This window comes from Phycicoccus sp. (assembly GCF_035325325.1).
Taxonomy (GTDB): domain Bacteria; phylum Actinomycetota; class Actinomycetes; order Actinomycetales; family Dermatophilaceae; genus Phycicoccus.
The window spans coordinates 1-21,340 of record NZ_DAOLAC010000030.1 but is presented as its reverse complement, the minus strand read 5'-3'; the positions used below and the strand labels follow the sequence as shown (position 1 = coordinate 21,340).

The window sequence follows — 21,340 nt, the reverse complement described above, 5'->3', positions numbered from 1 at the left end:
CGGCGTGGGCACCGGTGCTATTCCGGTGCCTCTCGACCGGACCGTTCGGGGCGCTGGCCGAAGACGTGCCGGCGCACCCAGGCGTGCATCGCCACCGCCGCCGCGGCGCCGGCGTTGACCGAGCGGGTCGACCCGAACTGGGCGATGTGCAGCATGACGTCGCAGGCCTGCTGCATCTGCGGGGTGAGGCCCGCCCCCTCCTGACCGAACACGAGGACGCAGGCGTGGGGCAGGTCGTGGGTCTCGAGCGGGACCGACCCCGGCACGTTGTCGACCCCGACGAGCGGCAGCCGGCCACCGTCCGGCCCGGCGGTCGCCGCCCAGGCGGCGAGCGCCGCGGCGTCGGGATGGTGCACCTCGTGCTGGTAGCGGTCGGTGACCATCGCGCCGCGGCGGTTCCAGCGGCGCTTCCCCACGACGTGGAAGGCGGCCACGTTCGTCGCGTTCGCGGTGCGCACGACCGAGCCGATGTTGAGGTCGTGCCGCCAGTTCTCGATCGCGACGTGCAGCGGGTGCCGACGGGTGTCGAGGTCGGCCACGACCGCCTCCATCCGCCAGTACCGGTACCGGTCGACGACGTTGCGCCGGTCCCCGTCCCGCAGCAGGTCGGGGTCCCAGTGCTCGCCGTCCGGCCAGGGCCCCTCCCAGGGCCCGACACCGACCTCGCGCTCCTCCACGGCAGGGAGCGTACGACCCGACGCACAGGCGACCCACAGCGCGCTGCGTCCCGGCCTCCCGGCCGCAGCACCTACCCTGAACCCGTGATGCACGCGCTCGGGCCGAACTGGATGGACCCCCAGTACCTCTTCGACACGTACGGGACGGCCTTCTTCTGGCTGTCGCTCGCGATCGTCTTCGTCGAGTGCGGGCTGTTCTTCCCGATCCTGCCCGGGGACACCCTCCTGTTCTCGGTCGGCATCTTCATCGCCACCGGCCAGTTGCACGACAACCTGCTCGTCGCGCTCGTCGCGCTCTTCGCCGCGGCGTTCGCCGGGAACGTCGTCGGCTACGAGATCGGCCGCGCGGTCGGCGCGCCGCTGCGCCATCACGACGGCCGGATCGTCAAACGGGTGTACTTCGACAAGACGGAGGACTTCTTCGCGAAGTACGGCGCCCGGGCGCTCGTCCTCGGCCGCTTCGTCCCCATCGTGCGGACCTACATCACCGTGGTCGCCGGCATCGGGCGCATGGAGCGACGGCACTTCTTCACCTGGTCGGCCGTCGGCGCCTTCCTGTGGGTCGTCGTCGTCACCCTCGCCGGGTACTTCCTCGGCAACGTCGGCTTCGTCAAGGACCACCTCGAGCTGGTCATCCTGCTCATCGTCGTGCTCTCGGTGATCCCGATGGGCGTCGAGTACCTGCGCCACCGCCGTCAGCGGGGGATGTCGCGCGAGGAGACCGCCGAGGAGTCGGCCGACGTCGTCGAGGCCGTCGAGGACGCCGACCGCTCCTGACCCGGCCGGTGTGACGCAGCAGACGGCGGCGCCCGCCGGACGCGGCTCCACACGGGAGGGGGACGCCCTCCGTCCGCGTCCCCACGTCGGAAGGAGCGGCGATGGACAGGTTGGAGCAGCGGGTGGCCCTGGTGACCGGGGCGGCGAGCGGCATCGGGCGGGCCACCGCCCTGCGGCTGGCGCAGGAGGGAGCCCGGGTGGTCGTCACCGACATCGACGACGACGGGGGTCGGCAGACCGTCGAGCAGGTCGCGGCGGCAGGCGGTGAGGCCGTCTTCGTCCACCACGACGTCGCGAGCGAGGCCGACTGGGCCGCGGCCTGCGACGTCGCGCGGGAGCGCTTCGGCCGGCTCGACGTGCTCGTGAACAACGCCGGGATGGGTGACCTCGCCCCGATCGAGGACACCACCCTCGAGGCGTGGGAGCGCACCGTGGCGATCGACCAGACGGGCGTCTTCCTCGGGATGCGCACCGCGGCGCCGCTGCTCAAGGCGTCCGGCCACGGGTCCGTCGTCAACATCAGCTCGATCTTCGGCACGAGCGGCGGCTTCGGCGGCTCGCCGGCCTACCACGCGGCCAAGGGCGCCGTGCGCACCCTGACCAAGAACGTCGCGCTGCACTGGGCGACGGAGGGCGTGCGCGTCAACTCCATCCACCCCGGCTTCATCGACACCCCGATCCTCGACCAGGCGCGGGGGACGGCGTTCGAGGAGGCGATGGTCGCGATGACCCCGATGGGTCGCCTCGGTCGCCCGGAGGAGGTCGCGGCGGCCGTGGCGTACCTCGCGAGCGACGACGCCTCGTTCGTCACGGGACTCGAGCTGTACGTCGACGGCGGCTACCTCGCCCGCTGACCCGGGCCGGCCGGCGGCTCGGCCGGGCGTCAGCCGAGGTCGATGAGCCCGCGGCGGTGCGCCTCGGTGACCGCGGCGGTGCGGTCCTGCACCCCGAGCTTCGCGAAGGCCCGCAGCAGGTGCGTCTTGACCGTCGCCTCGCCGATGAACAGCTCGCGCCCGACCTCCGCGTTCGACAGGCCGCGCGCGACGAGGCCGAGCACCTGCACCTCGCGCGTCGTGAGGTCGGGCCCGACGGGGGCGCGGAGCCGGTCGGCGAGCCGTGCGGCGACGGGTGGCGCGAGGACCGTCTCACCGCGGGCGGCCCGCCGGATGGCGTCCGTGAGGACCGACGTCGGGGCGTCCTTGAGCAGGTAGCCGCGGGCCCCCGCCTCGACGGCCCGGACGATGTCGGCGTCGGTGTCGTACGTCGTGAGGACGAGCACCTGCGGTGCTGACGGCATCGAGCGGAGCCGGGCCGTCGCCTCGGCGCCGTCCATGACCGGCATCCGCAGGTCCATGAGGACGACGTCGGGCTCGAGGCGCGGCACGAGGGCGAGCGCCTCCGCGCCGTTGCCGGCCTCCCCGACGACGTCGAGGTCCTCCTCCTCGCCGAGGACGGCGACCATCCCGGCGCGGACGACGGGGTGGTCGTCGACGACGAGCAGCCGGATCACCGGGGCACCTCCAGGCGCAGGGTGGTGCCGGAGCCCGGCGCGCTCGTCAGCGCGACCTCGCCGCCCACCTCGGCGGCACGCGCCCGGACGCCGTCGAGGCCGAAGCCGCCGGGGTCGGCGGTGGGGTCGAAGCCGCGCCCGTCGTCGCACACGGTGAGGACGACCCGCTCCGGCTCGTAGGCGAGCCCGACCGCGACCCGGCCGGCCGCCGCGTGACGTCGGACGTTGGAGAGCGCCTCCTGCGCCGTGCGGAGCAGCACGACCTCGGCCACGCCGCCCAGCGGTGCGGGCTCGCCGTCGACCGAGACCTCGGTGCGCAGCCCGGTCTCGCTGCTCACGGCGTCGCCGAGCCGCTGCATCGCCTCGACGAGGGTGCGCGACTGGAGGTGGCCGGGGGTCAGCTCGGCGACGATGAGCCGGGCCTCGGCGAGGTTGTCGACCGCGGTGCGCTCGACGAGCGAGAGCCGCTCGCGGGCGGTCTCGACGTCGCCGCGGGCCAGCGCCGCGTCGGCCGCCCGGGTCAGGGTGACCACGCTCGTGAAGCCTTGGGCGAGGGTGTCGTGGATCTCGCGGCTGATCCGCTCGCGCTCGACCTGCACCCCGCGGTCGCGCTCGACCGCGGCGAGCCGGGCCTGGGTGGAACGCAGCTCGTCGATGGTCTCGGCGCGCGACTGCGCCTCCTGGACGATGCGGTTGATGAAGATGCCGAGGGCCATCGAGACCCCGAGCGAGATGAGCGAGGTGATGAGGATCGGACCGAGGGTCGTGCGGTCGAACCCGCTCTGGACGAAGCGGAGCGTGCCGAAGGCGGCGAGGGTGAGGAGCGTCCCGGACGCCGCGAGCCGCACCCGGAGCATGGCCCACATCTGCGGGTAGAGGACGAAGAAGAGCATCCACGACTCGGTGCCCGGGTCGACCCACTGCACGGCGAGGAGGGCCGACCACGCCACGAGCTGGTAGGTCAGGCCCGAGCCGTCGTCCTGGCGCAGCCCGCGCACGCCCACCGCGACGTAGGCCACCGCGATGACCCCGAGGAGCAGGAGCGTCGGCCAGCGGCCGAACGTGCCGGGGTCGTCGAGGAGGGACACGACGACCGCGGCCCCCCAGACGACGGCGAAGACGGCGTGCCAGAACGGTTCCTGGCGGCGCCACATCTCGACGAACTCGGCGCTGGACGTGCCGGGGTCCGTGGCACAGTCGGCGACCTCGCTCATGGGGTCATCCTGCCGTGCCCGGACCCCGCCCGGTCCCACGACCGCCTCAGACCGTCCCGCGCTTGAACCACTTGAACGTGGTGACGCAGAGGAGGAGGCCGCCGACCGCCCACGCGGCGAGGACGAGGAGGGTGCGACCGGTCTCCCACGAGTGCGCCATCTCGACCGAGGCCATCGAGTCCGGGTAGAAGACCGAGCGCATGCCCTGGGCGATCCACTTGAGCGGGAAGAGGCTCGCGACCTGCCGCAGCCACTCGGGCACCGAGTCCCAGCCGATGTAGACGCCGGAGATGAACTGCAGGACGAGCATCGGGCCGATGACGACCGCGCCGATCGAGCGCGCCGACGACAGCGACGAGTAGGCGATGCCGAGCACCGTGCCCGCGAAGACGCCGAGGGCGAAGACGGCGGCCAGCAGCAGCCAGCGGTCGGCCGTGGCGGGCAGGTCGACACCGAAGCCGAACCTCGCCACGACGAGGAGGACGGCGAGCTGCAGGACCGAGCTCACCGCGACGAGGCCGACCTTGCCGAGGAAGTAGGCGACCGGCGGCATCGGCGTCGAGCGCAGCCGCTTGAGCGAGCCGTCGTCGCGCTCGGAGGCGACGGACATCGCCATCGTCTGGAAGCTCGTGAGGAGGACGCCGGCGGCGACCATGCCGGGGAGGAAGTAGTGGGCGGCGCTCATCCCCGCGCCGTTCTGGTCGAACTGGCTCGAGAAGATCACCGAGAAGAGGGACAGCAGGAGGATCGGGAAGAGGAACGAGAAGAAGACCGCCTCCTTCTCGCGGGAGTACATCTTCAGCTCGAGCGCGGTGCGGTCGAGACCGAGGGCGATGGCGTTCACGCGGGGACCTCCGTGCGCTCGTCGGTGACGTGGGGGGCGATGAGCCCGAGGTAGGTGTCCTCGAGCGAGGGGCGGGTGACGGTCAGCTCGGGGACCTCGCCCGGGAACCGGGCCGCGAGGGTGGCGACCTCGGCCGTCGGCGTCGCCGTGCGGACGCTGCGGCGGGTGCCGTCCTCCTCCCAGGAGACGGTGGCCTCCTGGGACTGCCGGCCGCCGAGGGCGGCGGGGGTGTCGAGCGCGAGCAGGCGTCCCGCGGCGATCACCCCGACCCGGTCGGCGAGCTGCTCGGCCTCGTCGAGGTAGTGCGTCGTGAGGAGGATGGTCGTCCCGTCGTGGGCGAGGGTGCGGATGAGCCCCCAGAAGTCGCGGCGGGCCTGCGGGTCGAAGCCGGTCGTCGGCTCGTCGAGGAAGAGCAGCTCGGGCCGGCCGACGATGCCGAGGGCGACGTCGAGCCGGCGACGCTGGCCGCCCGAGAGTCCGGCGATGCGGTCGTCGGCCTTCTCGGTGAGGCCCGTGGCCTCGAGGACCTCCTCGACGTCGCGTGGTGACGCGTAGCTCCGGGCGGTGCTGCGCAGGACCTCGCGCGGCGTCAGGAGGTCGAGGCCGCCGGCCGTCTGCAGGACGATGCCGATGCGGTCGCGCCAGGCTCGCGGCGAGCCGTGCGGGTCGGTGCCGAGGACCGCGACCTCGCCGCTGTCGCGGTCGCGGAAGCCCTCGAGGATCTCGACGGTCGTCGTCTTGCCGGCGCCGTTCGGGCCGAGGAGGGCGAACACCTCCCCGGTGCGGACGTCGAGGTCGAGGCCGTCGACGGCCCGTCGGTCCCCGTAGGTCTTGGTCAGCTCGCGGATGCGGATGGCGGTGTCGCTCATACCTCCAGCGTGCTCGGGTCGGGGGTGCCGCGGGACGCCCGAGCGGTTGACGTCACGTCCACCGACCGGTGGACGACCCAGGCGGCGACCGCCGCCACGAGCAGGGTGCCGACGCCCGCGACGAGGTACGCCGTGCGCGGTCCGGCCAGCGTCCCGATCGTGCCCCCCAGGACCAGCGCGAGCGCCCCGGCACCTCGGGAGAGCCCGCTGACGAGGGCGACGACGGCGCCGCGGTGGGTGGCGTCCAGCTCGTCGAGCAGGAGCCCGAAGACGAGGGAGTTGACGACGCCGAGGAGCAGCCCGAGGCCCAGCCCGAGCACGAGGTAGGTGAGGTAGCCGGGCGCCATCGACTGGCCGGCCTGACCCAGCCCGATGAGGGCCATGGCCCCGAGGACCGCCCGCACCCGGGAGGTCCGCGTGGTCGCGGCCCCGGAGAGCACGGCGCCGACCACGGCCGCCCCGCCGTGGACGGTCTCGGCGAGGCCGAACTGGGCGGCTGAGGCGCCGAGGACGTCCCGGAGGAGGAACACCTCGACGGCGTTGACGGACTCCACGGTGACCACGAGCGGGAGGAGCGCCAGGACGAGGACGCCGAGCGCGGGGTCGTCCCGCAGCGCGGCCACCCCGTCCCGCGGGAGGAGGGTCGCGGTCCACCGGCGCGGGGGTGCGGAGGCGTCGGCGGCGGGGCGCTCACGGACGGCCCGGCGGAGAGTGGCCGCGGCGCCCGCGAGGACGAGGAAGGAGAGGGCGTCGAGCGCGAGCGCCGCCGACGGGCCGTGCCACTGGACGAGGACGCCGCCCAGTCCGGCGCCCGCCGGACCGGCGACCCCGCGCAGGGCCTGCTGCAGGGCGACGACCCGGCCGGCCGCCCCCGACGGCACGAGGGTCGGGACGACGGCGGACCAGGCCGGGTTCCCGAGGGCGAACCCCGTCTGCAGGACGAGGACGAGGACGAGGGTCGCGGCCAGCCCGTCGACGACGGCCAGCCCGGCTGCGGCCCCGGCCTGCACGAGCGCGGTCACGACGAGCACCCGCCTCGGGTCGGCGCGGTCGGCGAGGGCACCGGCCGGACCCATCGTCGCGACGACGGGCAGCGCGAAGGTCCCGAGGAGGAGGGCCACCGCCCACGGTCCCACCCCACCGGCGTGGACGCGGAGCAGGAGGGCGACCATCGCGGCCGAGTCGCCGGCCACGCTGACGGCGGCCGCGAGGAGGACCACCCGGACCGAGGGGACCCCCATCACATCGCGGTAGTTCTGAAGCATCTGTTTCATAGTTGTGAAGGTAGTGCTTCACAACTGCCGCCGTCAACTACCATCCGGAGGCATGGCGACACCCAGGCCGAGCGAGCTGCGGATCACCGACCCCCGCGCGCTGCGCGCCCTGGCCCATCCAGCCCGGCAGCGGCTCATCACCGAGCTGTTCTCGGGTGAGGTGCTCACCGCCACCGAGGCGGCCCGGCTGTGCGGCCTCACGCCGTCGGCGATGAGCTACCACCTGCGGGCGCTGGAGAAGTGGGGCATCGTCGAGCGCGACGAGAGCGCGGACGGTCGGGAGCGCCCGTGGCGGGCGACGGCCGACGGCATCACGATCACCCCTGAGGCGCACCGAGGGGCCGGCACCGCGACCAGCCGGCTCTCCATCCACACGTGGTTCAGCGACCTCGAGGGCGACCTGGAGCGGCTGGCCGAGGCCGTCGGGGACGGCGAGGACCACGGCATGACCTCCCGGGGACGGGTGTGGCTCACCGACGCCGAGGAGCGGGAGATGCGTGACCGGATCATCGAGGTCGTGCGCGAGTACCGGGGTCGGACGCGCCACGAGCACCCCGAGGGCGCACGCGCCTGGAACGTCTACGCGCTCGTGCTCCCCGCGGAGCCGGCCGACGGCTGAGCGCCGGCGGTGTGGCAACGTCGTGGCCGGGGTAGGACCCGCTCGACGCCCCCGTCCCGACCGTAGGGAGGACCCGTGCCCGGACACCCACCACCGGAGCCCGCCCTCGCCACGCTCTGCCACGACCCGTTCTTCGAGGACGGATGGCTCTACGAGCGCAAGCTCGACGGCATGCGGGTGCTCGCCGAGCGGCGCGGCGGTACGACCACCCTGTGGTCGCGGAGCGGCCGCGACGTCACCGAGAGCTTCCCGGAGGTCGCGGAGGCGGTGACCGCCGGGACCGACGGGGACGTCGTGCTCGACGGTGAGGTGGTCGCCTTCGACGGTCCGCGGACCAGCTTCGAGCGCCTCCAGCCGCGCATCCACGCCCGCGGAGCGGCGGCGGCCCGGGCGAGCGCCACCCCGGTCTTCTACTACGTCTTCGACGTCCTCTCGGTGGCGGGGGACGACCTCCGGCGCCGGCCGCTCACCGAGCGCAAGCGCCGGTTGCGGGCGGCGGTCCGTCCCGGTGGCGCCCTGCGGATGACGCCCCACCGGGTGCGCGCGGACGCGGCGGTGCTCGGCGACGCCTGCGCGCGCGGCTGGGAGGGGCTCATCGCCAAGCGCGCCGACTCGCGCTACGAGACCGGGCGGACCAAGGCCTGGCTGAAGTTCAAGTGCGAGGCCGGTCAGGAGCTGGTGATCGTCGGGTGGACCGACCCCGAGGGCTCACGGTCCGGGCTCGGCGCACTGCTGCTCGGGTACCACGACCGGCCCGGTGGCGACGCGCTGGTGTACGCCGGCAAGGTCGGGACCGGGTTCTCGGAGACCGTGTTGCGCGACCTGCGCGAGCGGCTCGACGCGTTGGCGGTGGCGTCGTCGCCGTGCACCCGCGGGAAGCTGCCGACGGCCGGGGTGCACTGGGTGCGTCCCGAGCTCGTCGCCCAGCTGGCCTTCACGGAGTGGACCTCGGCCGGGCAGCTGCGCCATCCGCGCTTCCTCGGGCTGCGCACCGACAAGGACCCCGCCGACGTGGTCCGGGAGGCGTGAGGATGGCCGACACCGTCAGCGTGCACGGCGTGGAGATCAGCCACCCCGACAAGGCGCTGTGGCCCGACGTCACGAAGGCGGACCTCGCGCGGTACTACGCCGAGGTCGCCGAGGCGATGCTTCCGCACCTGCGCGACCGGCCGATCAGCATGCAGCGCTTCCCCGACGGCATCGGGCGTCAAGGGTTCTACGAGAAGAAGCTGCCCGCGCACTTCCCGGAGTGGGTCGACCACGTCACCGTGCCGACGTCGGACGGCGAGCAGGAGCAGGTCGTCGTCTCGGACGCTCGCACGTTGGTGTACCTGGCCCAGCAGGCCTGTGTCACACCGCACCCGTGGCTCAGCCGGCGTCCGGCGCTCGACGAGCCGGATCTGCTCGTCGTCGACCTCGACCCGCAGACCGACGACCTCGCGGCGCTGCGCCGTGGGGCGAGGGTCGTCGGGGAGCTGTTCGACGACATCGGGCTCGTACCGTTCGTGCGCACGACGGGCTCCCGGGGGTACCACGTGACGTCGCCGCTGCGCCCGGAGGAGGGGTTCGACGACGTCCGGGCGTTCGCCACCGAGCTGGCCGACCTGCTCGCCGTGCGCGAGCCCGGCCTGTTCACGCGGGCCGCGCGGACCGCCGACCGGGGTGATCTGGTCTACCTGGACGTGCTGCGCAACGGGTACGGGCAGACGGTCGTCGCGCCGTGGGCGCCACGGGCCCGGCCGGGGGCTCCGGTCTCCGCGCCGATCGAGTGGGACGAGCTCTCCCGGGTGCGCCCCGACGGCATCGACCTCGCCGGAGCCCGCCGCCGGGTCGCCGACGGGCGCGACCCGTGGGCGGGGATGCGCCGCCGCGCCCGCGGTCTGGCCCGCCCGCGCGAACGCCTCGCCCGGCTCCGCGGCTGACCGGTGGGCCGGTCGGCCGGTGCGCCTCAGGCGGCCGCGTCGAGGAGTGCCTCGAGGTGGCGTTCGAGGGGTGAGTCGGGTGCGTCCTGCTGGTGGTCGGGTTCGGGGTCGGGTGGGTCGGTGCCCCAGCCGAGCAGGGGCGGGGCGGTGGCGCGGTAGGTGTGTCCGGTGGGGTGGGTGGTGCGCCAGGTCGGTGGCGAACCACGGACGATGCTCACCTGCCAGCCGGGGGTTTCCTTGACGCCGTTGCAGCGGGCGCACTTGCCGCCGCCGTTGCCGAAGCTCGTCGCGCCGCCGGCGTGGACCGGGTGGGTGTGGTCGGCGTGCACGACCGGTGCGTCGCACCACGGCGTGGTGCACACGTCGTCGCGCAGCACCAGCATCCGCCGCAGCAGCCCGGTGAACCGGCGCCGTCGGGAGTCCATCGCGACCAGGTCCCGCCCGCCCGGGCTGGTGTACAGGCGGCGCAGCCACACCGAGGCCTCGGCCGCGTCCCGCACCCAGGCGCGGGCGACCGGTGCCGGGACCGACCCGTGCCCGGGGATGCGGGCCGGCTCGAACACCGACCGGTCGGGGTCGCCGGTGCCGAGCAGGGCCCGGTCGGTCATCACCAGGTGCACCTCGACCGGCTGCACCTGCCCCGGCGCGAGCCCGGCCATGACCCGCAGCGCGGTGTCCGCCGCGACCGGGCCGGCCGCGCGCCCGTCCGCGGGCTCGTCCTCGCACTGCCCACCGACCACGGCCTTCGCGCGGGCGGTGAGGGCGGCGTACGCGCCGACGACCTCCCGCAACGGACCCAGCACGCTCAAGTAGGCCATCCCGTCCGGCGCCGGCCGCACACTGACCCGGCGGGAGGCCACCGCGGCCTCCATCCGCCGGATGACGCTCGCGGCGTCGAGCTCGGCCGCGACCCGCCGCGCCGCCCGCCCCAGCGCCCGCGCCGACAACGACCCCATCACCGGCCCCAACCGGGCATCGACCACGGCCCGGTCCTCCCGGGACAGGGTCGCGGTCTCCCGCGCCACCTGCACCGCGTGCCACTCCCCGACCTCGCCCGCGGACAGGCGGGCCATGGTCTCGGGCAGCTCCTCGACCAGCGCCCGCGACAACCCCACGAACCGGTCCCCCAGACTCGGCGACTCCCGCCGCGCGAACGCCACCTCAGAGCCCCAGCGAACGCACCGCCTCCCGCGCCGGACCCGCCGCCTCCCGCCCGATCCGGACCGCGTGCACCGCCCGCGCCTGCGCCGCCGACACCGCCCCCTTCAACCGCTCCAGCTCCGCCACCAGGGCCAGCCGCTCACGATCCGTCAAGGCGTCGATGTCGAACTGCGCGAGGGCATCTCGCACGGCGACGATCGCCTCGACCGGTCCCCGGTCGAGGACCACACCCCTGCGGTTCCCCTCCATGAACCCAACCTAGACGCGACCACCGACACCCCTCCCCGACGTCGCCGGGCACCCCACCACCGGCATGCGCTCACACCGATGAGAGGACGGTTTCGCTGGCGCCCTGCGAGACTGCTGCGGTGGCTGACGACTGGTTCCGCTCTCCTGACTGGTCGCCAACGGCGCAGGCCGACTTCGAGGCACGGCTCAGGCGTTCACGTGACTGGAACCATGCTCAGTACCTCCGGATCAAGGGACTGGCGCTGAGGGAGGCGGGCTTGCTCCACGCTGCCCGCAGTTTGTGGGAGCGCATCATCGAGCAAGACCTTGGCTATGACTTCGAGAAGGCGGGGACGCTCGAACACCTCGGAGATTCGTACCGCGACACCGAGCCTGAGCGAGCGACGCAGTACTACAGGCGACTCCTTGCCGAGCACCCAACCCTGAGTGGGACAACCGCCACGGTCGAGATCGCCTTGGCAGAGGTGGAGATGGCCAAGGGGCGACGGGCCGACACCGACGAGGCTCTCGCGCTCCTGAACTCGTTCCTCGAACGCGGCCGGTCGCAGTTCCCCAGCGTGCTCTTCCGCTGGCACCTGGTGCTCATCGACATCGCTCAAGCGACAGGCGAAGCGCAGACGGTGCAGCGTGCTGCTCGCGTCGCGCTGGACTTGGCCGCGCGCGGTCCAGTGTTCTCTCGTCACAGGGACGTTGGCGTAGTCCACGCGGACCGTCAGACCATGAGACGGCTGCGGAGACTGGCGACGTAGTGCGTTCGTTCCATCGCACGCTCCTGCCGCCCTCGATGTGTCGATGGATGACGCCGCGGTTGCCGGCCCCCAGGTACGACCCGGCCGTCGGTGGGTCGGCGTAGCCTGCGCCGATGGCCGCCGCGCCCGTCCGCCGCCTCACCGACGACGTCCCCGCGGACGTCGAGCGGCGCCTTCGCCGGCTGTGCCTCGCCCTGCCGGATGCGTACGAGGAGCATGCCTGGGTCGGCACCCGGTGGCGGGTGCGCACGCGGACCTTCGTGCACGTCCTCGGGGTCGACGACCCGCTCGACGGAGCCCAGGTGGTCATGACCTTCCGCGCCGCCGGCGAGGAGCTCGAGGCGCTGCGGCGCGCGGGTCCGCCCTTCCACGTCCTCGGTTGGGGCCGGGACGCGATGGGTCTCACGCTCGACGCCGCGACCGACTGGGAGGAGGTCGCCGAGCTCGTCGTCGAGTCGTACTGCGTCCTGGCCCCGAGGAAGCTGGTCGCGCTCGTCGACCGCCCGGATCCCACCTAGAGGCCTCGACCGGGCCCCATGTCGTCGTCCTCAGGGCAACCACCGCGACGACGGGTTCGCCTCCATGGACCTGTCCGACAGCGCCCGCGGTCGCGGGCCACCGAGGCCTGGGGTCACGGCGAAGGACTGCCACCCCATCGTCCGCGAGTACCTCGTCCGGCTCCGCGTCCGGGACGAGCCCCTCTCAGCTCCGCTCCTCGTGCCGGTCCTCGGCCGCGACCTCCTCGTTCGTGCGTCCGGTCAGGACCGACTCCGGCTGCGTGGTCGCGGGCTTCCGACGGCGGTCGGCTCCCTCGTCGTCGACCTTGACGAGCAACCAGTTCGCCTCGTCCCCACCGACCTTCGTGTGCGTGAACGCGAACGCACCGGTGAGCTTCCGCCCGTGCAGCACCACCTTGACGTGCCCGCGCTCGACGGCGTCGGCGAGCTCGACCGGCGCCCCGTCGCGCTCGGTGACGTTCTCGAACGGCCCGGTGTCCCAGACGACGACGCTGCCGGCGCCGTACTGACCCTTGCCGATGACGCCCTCGAAGTCGGCGTAGTCGAGCGGGTGGTCCTCGGTGCGGTGCGCCAGCCGCTTGTCGCGGGGGTCGAGCGAGGGCCCCTTCGGCACCGCCCACGAGACGAGCACGTCCCCCACTTGGATCCGCACGTCGAAGTGCAGCGAGGACGCGTCGTGCCGCTGGACGACGAACACCGGCTCCTTCCGCCGCCGGCCACGTGACCCCGACGGTTCACCGGTCCGACGGAAGTCCCGCTTGTCGCGGTACTCCCCGAGGGTCTCGTCACTGCGTCGCCGGCCGCTCACGACCCGTCCCTACCCGGAACGAGGGGCTCGAACCCTCCGCACTCAGGGCGCGGGCGTCCCACCCGCGGGCGGAGCGGACGCACCACCCTCGGGCGCAGCGGAACCCGTGCCCGGCGCCGGCTGCTGGTACCCGCTCGGCGGCGGGATGGTCGCGTCGCGCTGGCCGAAGTCGACCCGCGGCGCCTCGCGCTGCTCGCCGACCGCCTCGAAGTACTCGGCCCGCTCGATGCGGAAGAGGTTGGCGACGATGTTCGTCGGCACCGTCTCGACCTTCGTGTTGAGGTCGCGAACGGTCGCGTTGTAGTAGCGCCGGGCCGAGGCGATGCGGTCCTCGGTGGAGCTCAGCTCGATCTGCAGGGCCATGAAGTTCTCGTTGGCCTTGAGGTCGGGGTAGGCCTCGGCCACCGCGATGAGCCGGCCGAGCGCCTGGCTGAGGACGTTCTCGCTCTCGGCCTGCTGGGCGGGCGACTGCCCGGGAGACATCGCCCGGCCGCGCGCCGAGATGACGTCCTCGAGCGTGCCCCGCTCGTGCGCCGCGTACCCCTTGACCGTCTCGACGAGGTTGCCGATGAGGTCGTGCCGCCGGGTCAGCTCGACGTCGATCTGCCGCCACGCCTCCTGGACGAGGTTGCGCAGCTTGATCAGCCCGTTGTAGGCGGAGACCGCCCACAGCACGAGCGCGAGCACGATGACGACGATGACGATGGTGGGGATCACGGGACGGTCCTCCGGGTCGTGGCGGCTGGGTCGATCGTAGGGCCTGGCGTCAGGCGAGGCCGAGGTCCTCGAGCCCGAAGACGTGCCGGTACTCGAGCCCGGCGGCCGCGAACTTCTCGGCCGCACCGGTCGCGCGGTCGGCGATCGTCGCGACCGCGACCACCGTGCCGCCGGCCTCCTGGACCGCCTGCGCCGCGTCGAGCGGAGACGCCCCGGTGGTCGAGGTGTCCTCGACGACGAGCACGCGGCGCCCCGCGACCGACGGCCCCTCGATGCGCTGCTGGAGGCCGTGCGCCTTGCCGGCCTTGCGGACGACGAACGCGTCGAGCCGCCCGCCCTCGGCCGCGCGCGCGTGGAGCATCGAGGTGGCGACCGGGTCGGCGCCCAGGGTGAGCCCGCCGACGGCGTCGAACTCGAGGTCGGCGACGAGGTCGAGCATCACGCGGCCGACGAGCGGCGACGCCTCGCCGTCGAGGGTGACGCGGCGCAGGTCGACGTAGTAGTCGGCCTCGCGCCCCGAGCTGAGGGTGACCCGGCCGTGGACGACCGCCTTGTCGCGGATGATCGTCAGGAGGCGGGCGCGGTCGGCGGCGATGTCGGTCACGGCCCCCACCGTAAGGGGTGCACCGTGCGGGCCGCTCGCAGCGCTCAGCCGCGGCGCCGCCGGTACCCCGGGTCGCGGCGCGCGTAGGGGTCGGGCGCGGCGACGAGGTCCATCCAGCGCTGGTGGTGGTCGACCTCGAGCGGCGGGTCGGGCGGCAGCGGCGGGTCCTCGCCGTCCCAGACGTCGTACCCGGCCCGCAGCATCCGGCCGGCCGGGCTCTCGACGACCGCGGTCGCGAGCCGGCGGAGGAGGTCGGGGCGCATGCCGTCGAGGAGGACCCGCGGCCGCCGGCGCTCGGCGAGCACGAGGATCCGGGCGATGTCGTGGGTGTCGTGGGCGCCGAGCCGGGTGCCGGCGAGGAGCAGGCGCTGCACCTCGCCGAGGATGGCGGCCCGCGCGCTCGTGCCGAGGGTGGTCAGGGCGTGCCGGTGCGCCGTCTCCTGCCAGTCCGTCGCCGCGGTGCGCAGGATGTGACGGTACCTGCGCATCACCTCCGGCTCACCCCGGGTGGTCACCCCGTGCACGGTACTCCGCGGGTCCGACGACGTCATCGGCCTTTCCCGCGGAACCGGGCGCCGACCAGCGACGTCGCAGGATGACCGGCCGCCCACGACCACCCGAGGAGACCCGATGAGCCAGCCGTCCTCCCCCGCCCTGCGCTGTCCGCTGTGCGGCGGTACGGAGTTCCAGCGGGAGGAGTCGCGCCAGGACTCCCGCTGGGGCATGACCTCGCACCGGATGACGCTCATGGTGTGCCGGCAGTGCCGCTACGTCCTCCACTTCTACGACCGCCACTCGATCTTCGACATCGACTGAGGGGCAGGGTGCCCGGGTCGGCCGCGGAGGGGCGGCCGGCCCGCGCCGTGCTCAGCGCCGGCCGCGGGTGCGCTCGACGAGCCGGGCGACGCCGCCGCGCAGCAGCGGCCGCGGCAGGGCGCGGACGACGAGGCTGACCACCTTCCACTGCGGACCCGGCACGGAGACGACCTTCCCGGCCGCCGCGTCGGCGAGGCCCTGGCGCGCGACCTCGTCGGCGTCCAGCCACATCCCGCGCGGGACGCCGGGCAGGGTCGTCCTGGCCCGCTCGTGGAACTCGCTGCGGGTCAGGCCCGGACAGACCGCCGTGGCCGTGACGCCGGTGCCGGCGAGCTGCCCGGCGAGGCCTTCGGTGAACACCGTGACGAAGGACTTCTCGGCCGAGTACGTGCCGCTGACGGTGAACGACGCCACCGAGCTGACGTTGACGATGCGACCGCTCCCGCGCTCACGCATGGCCCGGCCGGCCGCGTGGCTGAGCAGCAGGACGGCGCGGACCATCACGTCGAGTGCCTGTTCCTCCTGCCTCACGTCGTTGTCGAGGAAGGGCCGCTGCAGGCCGAATCCCGCGTTGTTGACGAGCACCTCGACCGGGCGGTCGGGGTCGGCCAGCCGCCGGCAGACCTCCTCGGTCTGCGCGCGGTCGGCGAGGTCGGCGACGAGCACCTCGGCGGCCACCCCGTGGCGGGCGCGCAGGTCGGCGGCCAGCCGTTCGAGGCGGGTTCGGTCGCGGGCGACGAGGACGACGTCGGACCCGTCGTGGGCCAGCCGCTCGGCGAACGCGCGGCCGATGCCGGCCGAGGCACCGGTGACCAGGGCGGTCCGCCCGGGGTCGCCGGCCATCAGCCGAGAAGGGTGAAGCCGGGAGCGAGGACAGCGCGACCGCCCAGCGCCTCGACGAGGTCGGTGGCGAGGCCGCGCTCCCCGGCGACCTCGGCGAGGAGGACGAGCGCGGGGACGGTGCACGCCTCGAGGTCTGCCGGCACCGGCAGGCCGGTGGCCCGGCACACGTCGAGGCCGTGGAGGGTCAGCTCGAGGGCCCGGGTGCGCAGGTAGTCGTCGAGGCGCATCGGGCCGATCCGGGTCGGCAGCAGCCGGTCTCCCGCCTCGGCGTCGACCACCGCTCGGGCGGCACCGGCGACGGCACGGACGGCGGCCGCGGGGTCGGCCCCGAGCGACCCGACCTCGGCCCGCGCCCGGTCCGCGACACCCTCGTGGATGCCGGGCAGGAGGAGCCCCTGCGCGAGGTACGCGGCGGCGGTGAGCAGCGGGGTCCCGTCGGCCGGGCGCGGCTCGCCGAGGTAGTCGCGGACCGTCGTCCACGCGCGCAGCAGGTGGGCGACGAGCTCGCGCACCGTCCACTCCCCGAGGCCGGGCCGCTCCCACGCGTCGTCCGGCACCCGAGCCACGAGCGAGACGGCGGCGTCCGAGGCGGCGCCGAACCAGCGACGCGCATCGATCTGGGGGTCCACGGGCCGACTCTCCCACGCTCGCGCCTGCCCCGACAGGGCGGACCGGCCGTCGGCGGCCGTCGTTAGGGTGGGCTGGTGCGCATCGCCACGTGGAACGTCAACTCCATCCGCTCCCGCATCGACCGCGTCGAGGCGTGGCTGCAGCGGGCCGACGTCGACGTCCTCGCGATGCAGGAGACCAAGGCCAAGGACGAGCAGTTCCCGTACGACCGGTTCCGGGCGCTCGGGTACGAGGTCGCCCACCACGGCGTCAACCAGTGGAACGGCGTCGCCGTCCTCTCGCGGGTCGGGCTCGACGACGTGCAGGTCGGCTTCGACGGCGACCCCGGGTGGGGCGAGCCGCTGGCCGCCGAGGCGCGGTCCATCGGCGCGACGTGCGGCGGCGTGCGATTCTGGTCGGTGTACGTGCCGAACGGCCGGGCCCTCGGCGACCCGCACATGGGCTACAAGCTCGAGTGGCTGGCCCGGCTGCGCGACCGGGCCGTCGAGTGGGCCGCCGACGGCACCCCGGTCGCCCTGTGCGGCGACTGGAACATCGCCCCGCGCGACGAGGACGTCTGGTCGATGGAGTACTACCTCGACAAGTCGCACGTCAGCCCGCCCGAGCGCGCCGCCTTCCACGCGTTCCTCGACGCCGGCTTCGTCGACGTCGTCCGCCCGCACGCGCCGGGTCCGGGGACGTACACGTACTGGGACTACCAGCGCCTCGCGTTCCCGAAGAAGCGCGGGATGCGCATCGACTTCGTCCTCGGCTCGCCGTCGTTCGCGGCCCGCGTGGCGGGGGCGGTCATCGACCGCGAGGAGCGCAAGGGCGCCGGGGCCAGCGACCACGCTCCGGTCGTCGTCCAGCTCGAGGACTGAACGGTCCGGGCCCCGGGGGCTGACGCGCGTCGGTGGCTCGGGTTACCGTGCCGGGATGACCCGCCGACCGCACGAGCTCGTCGCGACGGTCCTCGTCGACCCCGCGGCCCTCGGCCCGCTCGAGGTGGCCCTCATGCACCGCGACCTGCGGGTGTGGCCGATGTCGACCGCGCCGAACTGCGCCGACGGTCCCCGCCAGGCCGAGCAGTACCGGCGGCGCACCCTGACGGCCCGCCGAGGCGCCTGGGACGACGCCGCCGACTGGGTTCCGGTGTGGGTGTCGTTCGGGTCCTCGTGGCGCGAGGGCGCGGAGCCGCTGCCGTGGTCCGCGCACGCCGCCCTCTGGGACGAGCTCGAGCACTGGCGCGGTCACGTGCGCTACCGCAAGTGGCTCACCGGCGTCGCGCCGCTGCCCGTGCCGGTCGGCATCGACGGCGAGGGCGCGAGCCCCGGGCCCTCGCGCCGCTCCTGAGCCGTCTCGTCGCGGGCCACCGCGCAGTAAGTGTCGTCATCGCAGCACGTACTGCGCGGTAGCCCGCCACACAGCACGACAGACGTCGTCGACGTCGACGACCGTGCGGTGCAACGCCGGCCGCTCGAGGACGGCACGGGCGGACTCGACCTCGGGCAGCTCGGGCACGTGCGGCTCAGGCCCGGGCGAGCATCCCCGCGGCGTACGACGCCTGGCCGACGTGCTGGGTGGCGTCGTTGAGCGCGCTGACCAGCCGGACCGCGAGGGTCACCGGCGGGTCCCAGCTGTCGTCGACGACGCGGTCGAGGTCGGCAGCGTCGAGCTCCCGGAGCGCGCCGGCGACCATCTCGTAGGTCGCGTCGAAGTAGCCGCGCAGGTCGTCGGCGGCCGGACGCACCTCGAGGACCTCGGCCCACGACATCCCGTAGCCGTGGGCGCTGGCCGGAAAGGGCAGCCCGAACCGCTCGTACCATCCGCCGCTCGTCCACACGACGTCGCGGTCGACGGCGTCGGCGACGTGGGTGTCGAGGACGCGGGTCAGGTGCCAGACGAGCCACGCCACGGTGTTCGCGCCGTCGGCGGGCGGCTGGGCGAGGCGGTCGGCGGGGACGTCGTCGAGGAGGCCGTGCAGGGTCTCGCGCACGCGGCCGAGGGCGTCGAGGAGGATGTCGTTGACGGAGGCCATGCGCTCGACGCTACGCCTGCCCGCCGACCTCGGGGCGGTGTGGTCGCCGGCCGAGCGACAGCGCGACGAGGAGGCCGAGCCCGGCGGCCACGGCGGCGCCCCGGAAGACCGCGGACACCTGGAGGACGGCGGCGGCCCGGAGGGCGTCGGTGTCGGTGGGGTCGGGCAGCGCCGCGACCGCCCCGTAGTAGCGGTGCAGCCCGATCGCCGTGAGCAGGGCCAGCCCGACGACCATCCCGACCATCCGGGCCACGACGACGAGCGCCGACGCAGTGCCGTGCGAGTCCTCCGAGGACTCGGCGAGGGCGGCGTCGTTGACCGGGGCGAGGACGAGCCCGATGCCGAGCCCGGTCGTGGCGAGGACGGCCGTGGAGCCCCACCGCTCGAGGGAGCCGGCGTCCCACCCCGACATCACGACGAGGCCGACGGCGGTGACGAGCAGGCCCGCCGCGGCGACGACCCCGGCGCCGAGCCGGCGCAGCGCCCAGCCACCGGCCAGCGCCCCGACCGGCACCGCCACGAGGAACCGGACGAGGACGAGGGCGGCCTCGGTCTCGTCACCGCTGAGGACGACGCGCGCGAGCAACGGCACGTCGACGACGACGGCGACGAGCGCGACCCCGGTGAGCAGCGAGACGAGCAGCGCCCGGACCAGCCGGCCGCGGACGAGGCCGCGCGGCACGAGCGGGGCGACCGCGCGGCGGTGGTGGACGAGGTAGGCGGCGACGAGGACGGCAGCGACCGGGAGGAGGGCGTAGCCGAGCGGGCCGACCACCTCGCGCTCCGGCTGCGCCGCGGCGAAGGTGAGGACGACGCAGCCGAGGGCGCCTCCGACGAGCAGGGCCCCGAGCAGGTCGACCCTGCGCACCGCCGCCCACCGACCGCGCAGCATCGCGCCGAGCGCGGCCACCGTGAGCACGAGCGCGACGACCCCGACGGGCGTCGCCAGCCGCGCGGTGGCGGTCCCGAAGGGGACGAACGGCACCCCGAGGGTCACGCTCGTCGCGAGCGGGGCCGGCGCCGCGAGCGCCAGCCAACCGGTCGCCGCCGCGAGGACCCCGAGGACGGCGGGGAGCGGCCGTGGTCGTGGCACCCCTCCGCCGCCGGTGACGACGACCGCCGCCGCGAGCACCACCCCGGCCACCGCGCCGAGCCAGAAGATGGCCCGCCAGCCGGACAGGGCCAGGACGACGGCACCGAGGACCGGGCCGAGGACCGAGCCGAGCTCCTGGACCGCACCGACCACGCCGAGCGGCACCCCGCGGCGGCCGGCCGGCCACAGGTCGGCGACGAGGGCGAGGGTCGCCGGCACGAGGCCCCCGCCGCCGGCGCCCTGGACCACCCGTCCGGTGACGAGCACCGGCAGCTCGACGGCCAGCGCGGTGACGGCGGACCCGACGACGAAGACGGCGAGGCAGGCGAGCAGCACGCGCCGCCGGTCGACGAGGTCGGCGACCCGGCCGACGAGGGGCAGCACGGCGACGTAGCCGAGGAGGAACCCCGAGACGATGAGGGTCGCCCGCTGCAGGGAGTCGATGCCGACCCCGACGCCACGCATCATGTCGGTCAGCGCGAGGACGACGACGTAGGTGTCGGCCGCCGCGAGCGCGACCGCGACGGACGCCGCCGCGAGCAGCGCCCTAGGGGCGGGCGATCTCAACGGCGCCGCCGTACTCGGTGAGGGTCAGCGTGTACGTGGAGTCGGCGCTGCCGAAGAACGGCCCGACGAGGGTCGCGGTGCGCAGCTGGTCGGCGGCAGTGAGTCCGTAGGTGACCCGGTAGGTGCCCGAGCCCTCGCCGAGGTGGAACAGGTCGGAGACCTGCTGTGCCGGAAGCGTTCCCGTGACCTCGGTGAGGACGTCGCGGCCGGCGCGGACCTGGCCGCCGACGGTCGGCGACGCGGTCTGCGGGAGCAGCGCGGCGATGCCCTTCGCCGGGTCGAAGAGGGTCGCGGGGTTGGGCGCGTTGAGGGTCGAGAGGTCGAACGGCTCGAAGTCGGGCGTGAAGAGCTTGAGCCAGGCCTGCTCGCCGATGGCGACCACCTCGACCGTCGCGCCGACCCCCTTGACGGTGCCCGTGATCGTGCCCTTGAACTTCGGCTCGGTGGCGCTGACGACGCCGCGCCCGGTGGCCGCGGTGACGCCGTTCTCGATCTTCGGCACGTCGGTGCTCGTCAGCGCGAGGGCGACGGAGCCGGTCCTCGCGAGGGCGTCGTGGGCCGCCTGGAGCCGCTGGGCCGCGGTGCGCGTGGGGGCCTCGGTGCCGCCGGAGCACCCGGCGAGGACGAGGGCAGCGACGGCCGCGGCGACCGCGACGATGAGGGGGCGGCGGCGCATGCGTGCACGATAGCCGCCGGGCGACAGCCGTCGACGGTGGCCGCGACGACGGAACGCACGTGTCGGCGCCGTCGGGCCGTGGGCCCGACGGCGCCTCCACGTGCGTCACCCGTGGTGCGCGGGTGCTGGGATCAGACGGTATGGCGTGACGCCCTCGCGGTGAGGGGTTGCGGGCCGGGGCCTCGC

28 protein-coding genes are annotated in these 21,340 nt (G+C 74.4%); 10 read left to right on the top strand and 18 right to left on the bottom strand.

Features of this window, described 5'->3' with window-relative positions; translation table 11 throughout:
- Positions 1-17: 17 nt before the first annotated feature.
- A complete protein-coding gene (locus PKA89_RS15485) occupies positions 18-677 on the bottom strand; it encodes a TrmH family RNA methyltransferase (RefSeq protein WP_324421027.1) in 660 nt (219 codons plus the stop codon).
- 87 nt (positions 678-764) lie between these two features.
- Between PKA89_RS15485 and PKA89_RS15480 the strand changes: the two genes are divergently transcribed.
- Complete coding sequence (locus tag PKA89_RS15480; protein ID WP_324421077.1) at positions 765-1,454, top strand: VTT domain-containing protein; 690 nt, start codon at positions 765-767, stop codon at positions 1,452-1,454.
- Positions 1,455-1,555: 101 nt separating this feature from the next.
- Positions 1,556-2,308, top strand: coding sequence for an SDR family oxidoreductase (locus PKA89_RS15475; RefSeq protein ID WP_324421026.1), 753 nt, complete (start codon positions 1,556-1,558; stop codon positions 2,306-2,308).
- 29 nt (positions 2,309-2,337) lie between these two features.
- Here PKA89_RS15475 and PKA89_RS15470 read toward each other — a convergent pair whose 3' ends face one another.
- The 5 genes from PKA89_RS15470 to PKA89_RS15450 are packed head-to-tail and all read right to left on the bottom strand — an operon-like array spanning position 2,338 to position 7,165.
- Positions 2,338-2,964 (bottom strand): response regulator transcription factor, encoded by a 627-nt coding sequence (locus PKA89_RS15470; RefSeq protein WP_324421024.1) that lies wholly within the window; start codon positions 2,962-2,964, stop codon positions 2,338-2,340.
- On the bottom strand, positions 2,961-4,178 hold the full coding sequence (locus tag PKA89_RS15465) for a sensor histidine kinase (protein WP_324421022.1): 1,218 nt from the start codon (positions 4,176-4,178) through the stop codon (positions 2,961-2,963). The genes PKA89_RS15470 and PKA89_RS15465 overlap by 4 nt, the downstream gene beginning before the upstream one ends.
- 46 nt (positions 4,179-4,224) lie before the next feature.
- A complete protein-coding gene (locus PKA89_RS15460) occupies positions 4,225-5,022 on the bottom strand; it encodes an ABC transporter permease (RefSeq protein ID WP_324421020.1) in 798 nt (265 codons plus the stop codon).
- On the bottom strand, positions 5,019-5,891 hold the full coding sequence (locus PKA89_RS15455; RefSeq protein ID WP_324421018.1) for an ABC transporter ATP-binding protein: 873 nt from the start codon (positions 5,889-5,891) through the stop codon (positions 5,019-5,021). The genes PKA89_RS15460 and PKA89_RS15455 overlap by 4 nt, the downstream gene beginning before the upstream one ends.
- Positions 5,888-7,165, bottom strand: coding sequence for an MFS transporter (locus PKA89_RS15450; RefSeq protein ID WP_324421016.1), 1,278 nt, complete (start codon positions 7,163-7,165; stop codon positions 5,888-5,890). The genes PKA89_RS15455 and PKA89_RS15450 overlap by 4 nt, the downstream gene beginning before the upstream one ends.
- 52 nt (positions 7,166-7,217) lie before the next feature.
- On the opposite strand from PKA89_RS15450, the gene PKA89_RS15445 reads away from it, so the two are divergent.
- From PKA89_RS15445 to ligD (PKA89_RS15435), 3 genes are all read left to right on the top strand, one after another.
- Positions 7,218-7,784 (top strand): helix-turn-helix domain-containing protein, encoded by a 567-nt coding sequence (locus tag PKA89_RS15445; RefSeq protein ID WP_324421014.1) that lies wholly within the window; start codon positions 7,218-7,220, stop codon positions 7,782-7,784.
- A gap of 75 nt (positions 7,785-7,859) precedes the next feature.
- Positions 7,860-8,813: a non-homologous end-joining DNA ligase gene (gene ligD / locus PKA89_RS15440; protein WP_324421012.1), complete on the top strand. Its 954-nt coding sequence runs from the start codon at positions 7,860-7,862 to the stop codon at positions 8,811-8,813.
- A 2-nt stretch (positions 8,814-8,815) separates the two neighbouring features.
- Entirely contained in the window at positions 8,816-9,706 is an 891-nt protein-coding gene (ligD, locus tag PKA89_RS15435) for a non-homologous end-joining DNA ligase (protein ID WP_324421010.1), read from the top strand.
- 26 nt (positions 9,707-9,732) lie between these two features.
- On the opposite strand, the gene PKA89_RS15430 is transcribed toward ligD (PKA89_RS15435), so the two are convergent.
- On the bottom strand, positions 9,733-10,821 hold the full coding sequence (locus PKA89_RS15430) for an HNH endonuclease (protein ID WP_324421008.1): 1,089 nt from the start codon (positions 10,819-10,821) through the stop codon (positions 9,733-9,735).
- A 46-nt stretch (positions 10,822-10,867) separates the two neighbouring features.
- Positions 10,868-11,116: a hypothetical protein gene (locus PKA89_RS15425; protein WP_324421006.1), complete on the bottom strand. Its 249-nt coding sequence runs from the start codon at positions 11,114-11,116 to the stop codon at positions 10,868-10,870.
- Between the two features lie 119 nt (positions 11,117-11,235).
- On the opposite strand from PKA89_RS15425, the gene PKA89_RS15420 reads away from it, so the two are divergent.
- Positions 11,236-11,865 (top strand): tetratricopeptide repeat protein, encoded by a 630-nt coding sequence (locus PKA89_RS15420; RefSeq protein ID WP_324421004.1) that lies wholly within the window; start codon positions 11,236-11,238, stop codon positions 11,863-11,865.
- A gap of 113 nt (positions 11,866-11,978) precedes the next feature.
- A complete protein-coding gene (locus PKA89_RS15415; RefSeq protein ID WP_324421002.1) occupies positions 11,979-12,383 on the top strand; it encodes an MmcQ/YjbR family DNA-binding protein in 405 nt (134 codons plus the stop codon).
- Between the two features lie 184 nt (positions 12,384-12,567).
- On the opposite strand, the gene PKA89_RS15410 is transcribed toward PKA89_RS15415, so the two are convergent.
- The 4 genes from PKA89_RS15410 to PKA89_RS15395 are packed head-to-tail and all read right to left on the bottom strand — an operon-like array spanning position 12,568 to position 15,027.
- Entirely contained in the window at positions 12,568-13,191 is a 624-nt protein-coding gene (locus PKA89_RS15410) for a DNA polymerase ligase N-terminal domain-containing protein (RefSeq protein WP_324421000.1), read from the bottom strand.
- A 42-nt stretch (positions 13,192-13,233) separates the two neighbouring features.
- A complete protein-coding gene (locus tag PKA89_RS15405; protein WP_324420997.1) occupies positions 13,234-13,908 on the bottom strand; it encodes a LemA family protein in 675 nt (224 codons plus the stop codon).
- A 49-nt stretch (positions 13,909-13,957) separates the two neighbouring features.
- Positions 13,958-14,512, bottom strand: a complete 555-nt coding sequence (gene pyrE, locus PKA89_RS15400) for an orotate phosphoribosyltransferase (protein ID WP_324420995.1) — start codon at positions 14,510-14,512, stop codon at positions 13,958-13,960.
- 44 nt (positions 14,513-14,556) lie between these two features.
- Positions 14,557-15,027, bottom strand: a complete 471-nt coding sequence (locus tag PKA89_RS15395) for a hypothetical protein (RefSeq protein WP_324420993.1) — start codon at positions 15,025-15,027, stop codon at positions 14,557-14,559.
- A gap of 115 nt (positions 15,028-15,142) precedes the next feature.
- On the opposite strand from PKA89_RS15395, the gene PKA89_RS15390 reads away from it, so the two are divergent.
- Positions 15,143-15,328 (top strand): hypothetical protein, encoded by a 186-nt coding sequence (locus PKA89_RS15390; RefSeq protein WP_324420991.1) that lies wholly within the window; start codon positions 15,143-15,145, stop codon positions 15,326-15,328.
- Between the two features lie 51 nt (positions 15,329-15,379).
- Here the strand turns inward: PKA89_RS15390 and PKA89_RS15385 are convergent, their stop codons facing one another.
- Entirely contained in the window at positions 15,380-16,171 is a 792-nt protein-coding gene (locus PKA89_RS15385; protein WP_324420990.1) for an SDR family oxidoreductase, read from the bottom strand.
- Entirely contained in the window at positions 16,171-16,800 is a 630-nt protein-coding gene (locus tag PKA89_RS15380; protein ID WP_324420988.1) for a maleylpyruvate isomerase N-terminal domain-containing protein, read from the bottom strand. Before PKA89_RS15380 ends, PKA89_RS15385 begins: the two co-directional genes overlap by 1 nt.
- A 75-nt stretch (positions 16,801-16,875) precedes the next feature.
- Here PKA89_RS15380 and PKA89_RS15375 point away from each other — a divergent pair, with 75 nt between their 5' ends.
- Both PKA89_RS15375 and PKA89_RS15370 read left to right on the top strand, forming a co-directional pair.
- Positions 16,876-17,661, top strand: a complete 786-nt coding sequence (locus PKA89_RS15375; protein ID WP_324420986.1) for an exodeoxyribonuclease III — start codon at positions 16,876-16,878, stop codon at positions 17,659-17,661.
- 55 nt (positions 17,662-17,716) lie between these two features.
- A complete protein-coding gene (locus PKA89_RS15370; protein ID WP_324420984.1) occupies positions 17,717-18,133 on the top strand; it encodes a hypothetical protein in 417 nt (138 codons plus the stop codon).
- 36 nt (positions 18,134-18,169) lie between these two features.
- Here PKA89_RS15370 and PKA89_RS15365 read toward each other — a convergent pair whose 3' ends face one another.
- From PKA89_RS15365 to PKA89_RS15350, 4 genes are read right to left on the bottom strand one after another with little or no spacing between them, the layout of a single operon-like run.
- Positions 18,170-18,301 (bottom strand): hypothetical protein, encoded by a 132-nt coding sequence (locus PKA89_RS15365; protein ID WP_324420982.1) that lies wholly within the window; start codon positions 18,299-18,301, stop codon positions 18,170-18,172.
- Positions 18,302-18,308: 7 nt separating this feature from the next.
- The gene (locus PKA89_RS15360; protein WP_324420980.1) at positions 18,309-18,818 is read right to left on the bottom strand and encodes a DinB family protein; all 510 of its coding nucleotides are present in this window, start codon (positions 18,816-18,818) and stop codon (positions 18,309-18,311) included.
- Positions 18,819-18,828: 10 nt separating this feature from the next.
- Positions 18,829-20,478, bottom strand: coding sequence for an MFS transporter (locus PKA89_RS15355; RefSeq protein ID WP_324420979.1), 1,650 nt, complete (start codon positions 20,476-20,478; stop codon positions 18,829-18,831).
- A complete protein-coding gene (locus PKA89_RS15350; RefSeq protein WP_324420978.1) occupies positions 20,459-21,154 on the bottom strand; it encodes an LppX_LprAFG lipoprotein in 696 nt (231 codons plus the stop codon). Before PKA89_RS15350 ends, PKA89_RS15355 begins: the two co-directional genes overlap by 20 nt.
- Positions 21,155-21,340: the final 186 nt, after the last annotated feature.

Excerpts from the sequence above, each read along its gene's own strand:
- PKA89_RS15450 (WP_324421016.1), bottom strand. The coding sequence starts at position 7,165 with ATGAAACAGATGCTTCAGAACTACCGCGATGTGATGGGGGTCCCCTCG.
- PKA89_RS15445 (WP_324421014.1), top strand. The coding sequence starts at position 7,218 with ATGGCGACACCCAGGCCGAGCGAGCTGCGGATCACCGACCCCCGCGCG.
- PKA89_RS15425 (WP_324421006.1), bottom strand. The coding sequence starts at position 11,116 with ATGGAGGGGAACCGCAGGGGTGTGGTCCTCGACCGGGGACCGGTCGAG.
- PKA89_RS15385 (WP_324420990.1), bottom strand. The coding sequence starts at position 16,171 with ATGGCCGGCGACCCCGGGCGGACCGCCCTGGTCACCGGTGCCTCGGCC.
- PKA89_RS15475 (WP_324421026.1), top strand. The coding sequence starts at position 1,556 with ATGGACAGGTTGGAGCAGCGGGTGGCCCTGGTGACCGGGGCGGCGAGC.
- PKA89_RS15390 (WP_324420991.1), top strand. The coding sequence starts at position 15,143 with ATGAGCCAGCCGTCCTCCCCCGCCCTGCGCTGTCCGCTGTGCGGCGGT.
- PKA89_RS15370 (WP_324420984.1), top strand. The coding sequence starts at position 17,717 with ATGACCCGCCGACCGCACGAGCTCGTCGCGACGGTCCTCGTCGACCCC.
- PKA89_RS15360 (WP_324420980.1), bottom strand. The coding sequence starts at position 18,818 with ATGGCCTCCGTCAACGACATCCTCCTCGACGCCCTCGGCCGCGTGCGC.
- PKA89_RS15350 (WP_324420978.1), bottom strand. The coding sequence starts at position 21,154 with ATGCGCCGCCGCCCCCTCATCGTCGCGGTCGCCGCGGCCGTCGCTGCC.
- PKA89_RS15455 (WP_324421018.1), bottom strand. The coding sequence starts at position 5,891 with ATGAGCGACACCGCCATCCGCATCCGCGAGCTGACCAAGACCTACGGG.
- PKA89_RS15465 (WP_324421022.1), bottom strand. The coding sequence starts at position 4,178 with ATGAGCGAGGTCGCCGACTGTGCCACGGACCCCGGCACGTCCAGCGCC.
- PKA89_RS15480 (WP_324421077.1), top strand. The coding sequence starts at position 765 with ATGCACGCGCTCGGGCCGAACTGGATGGACCCCCAGTACCTCTTCGAC.
- PKA89_RS15415 (WP_324421002.1), top strand. The coding sequence starts at position 11,979 with ATGGCCGCCGCGCCCGTCCGCCGCCTCACCGACGACGTCCCCGCGGAC.
- ligD (WP_324421010.1), top strand. The coding sequence starts at position 8,816 with ATGGCCGACACCGTCAGCGTGCACGGCGTGGAGATCAGCCACCCCGAC.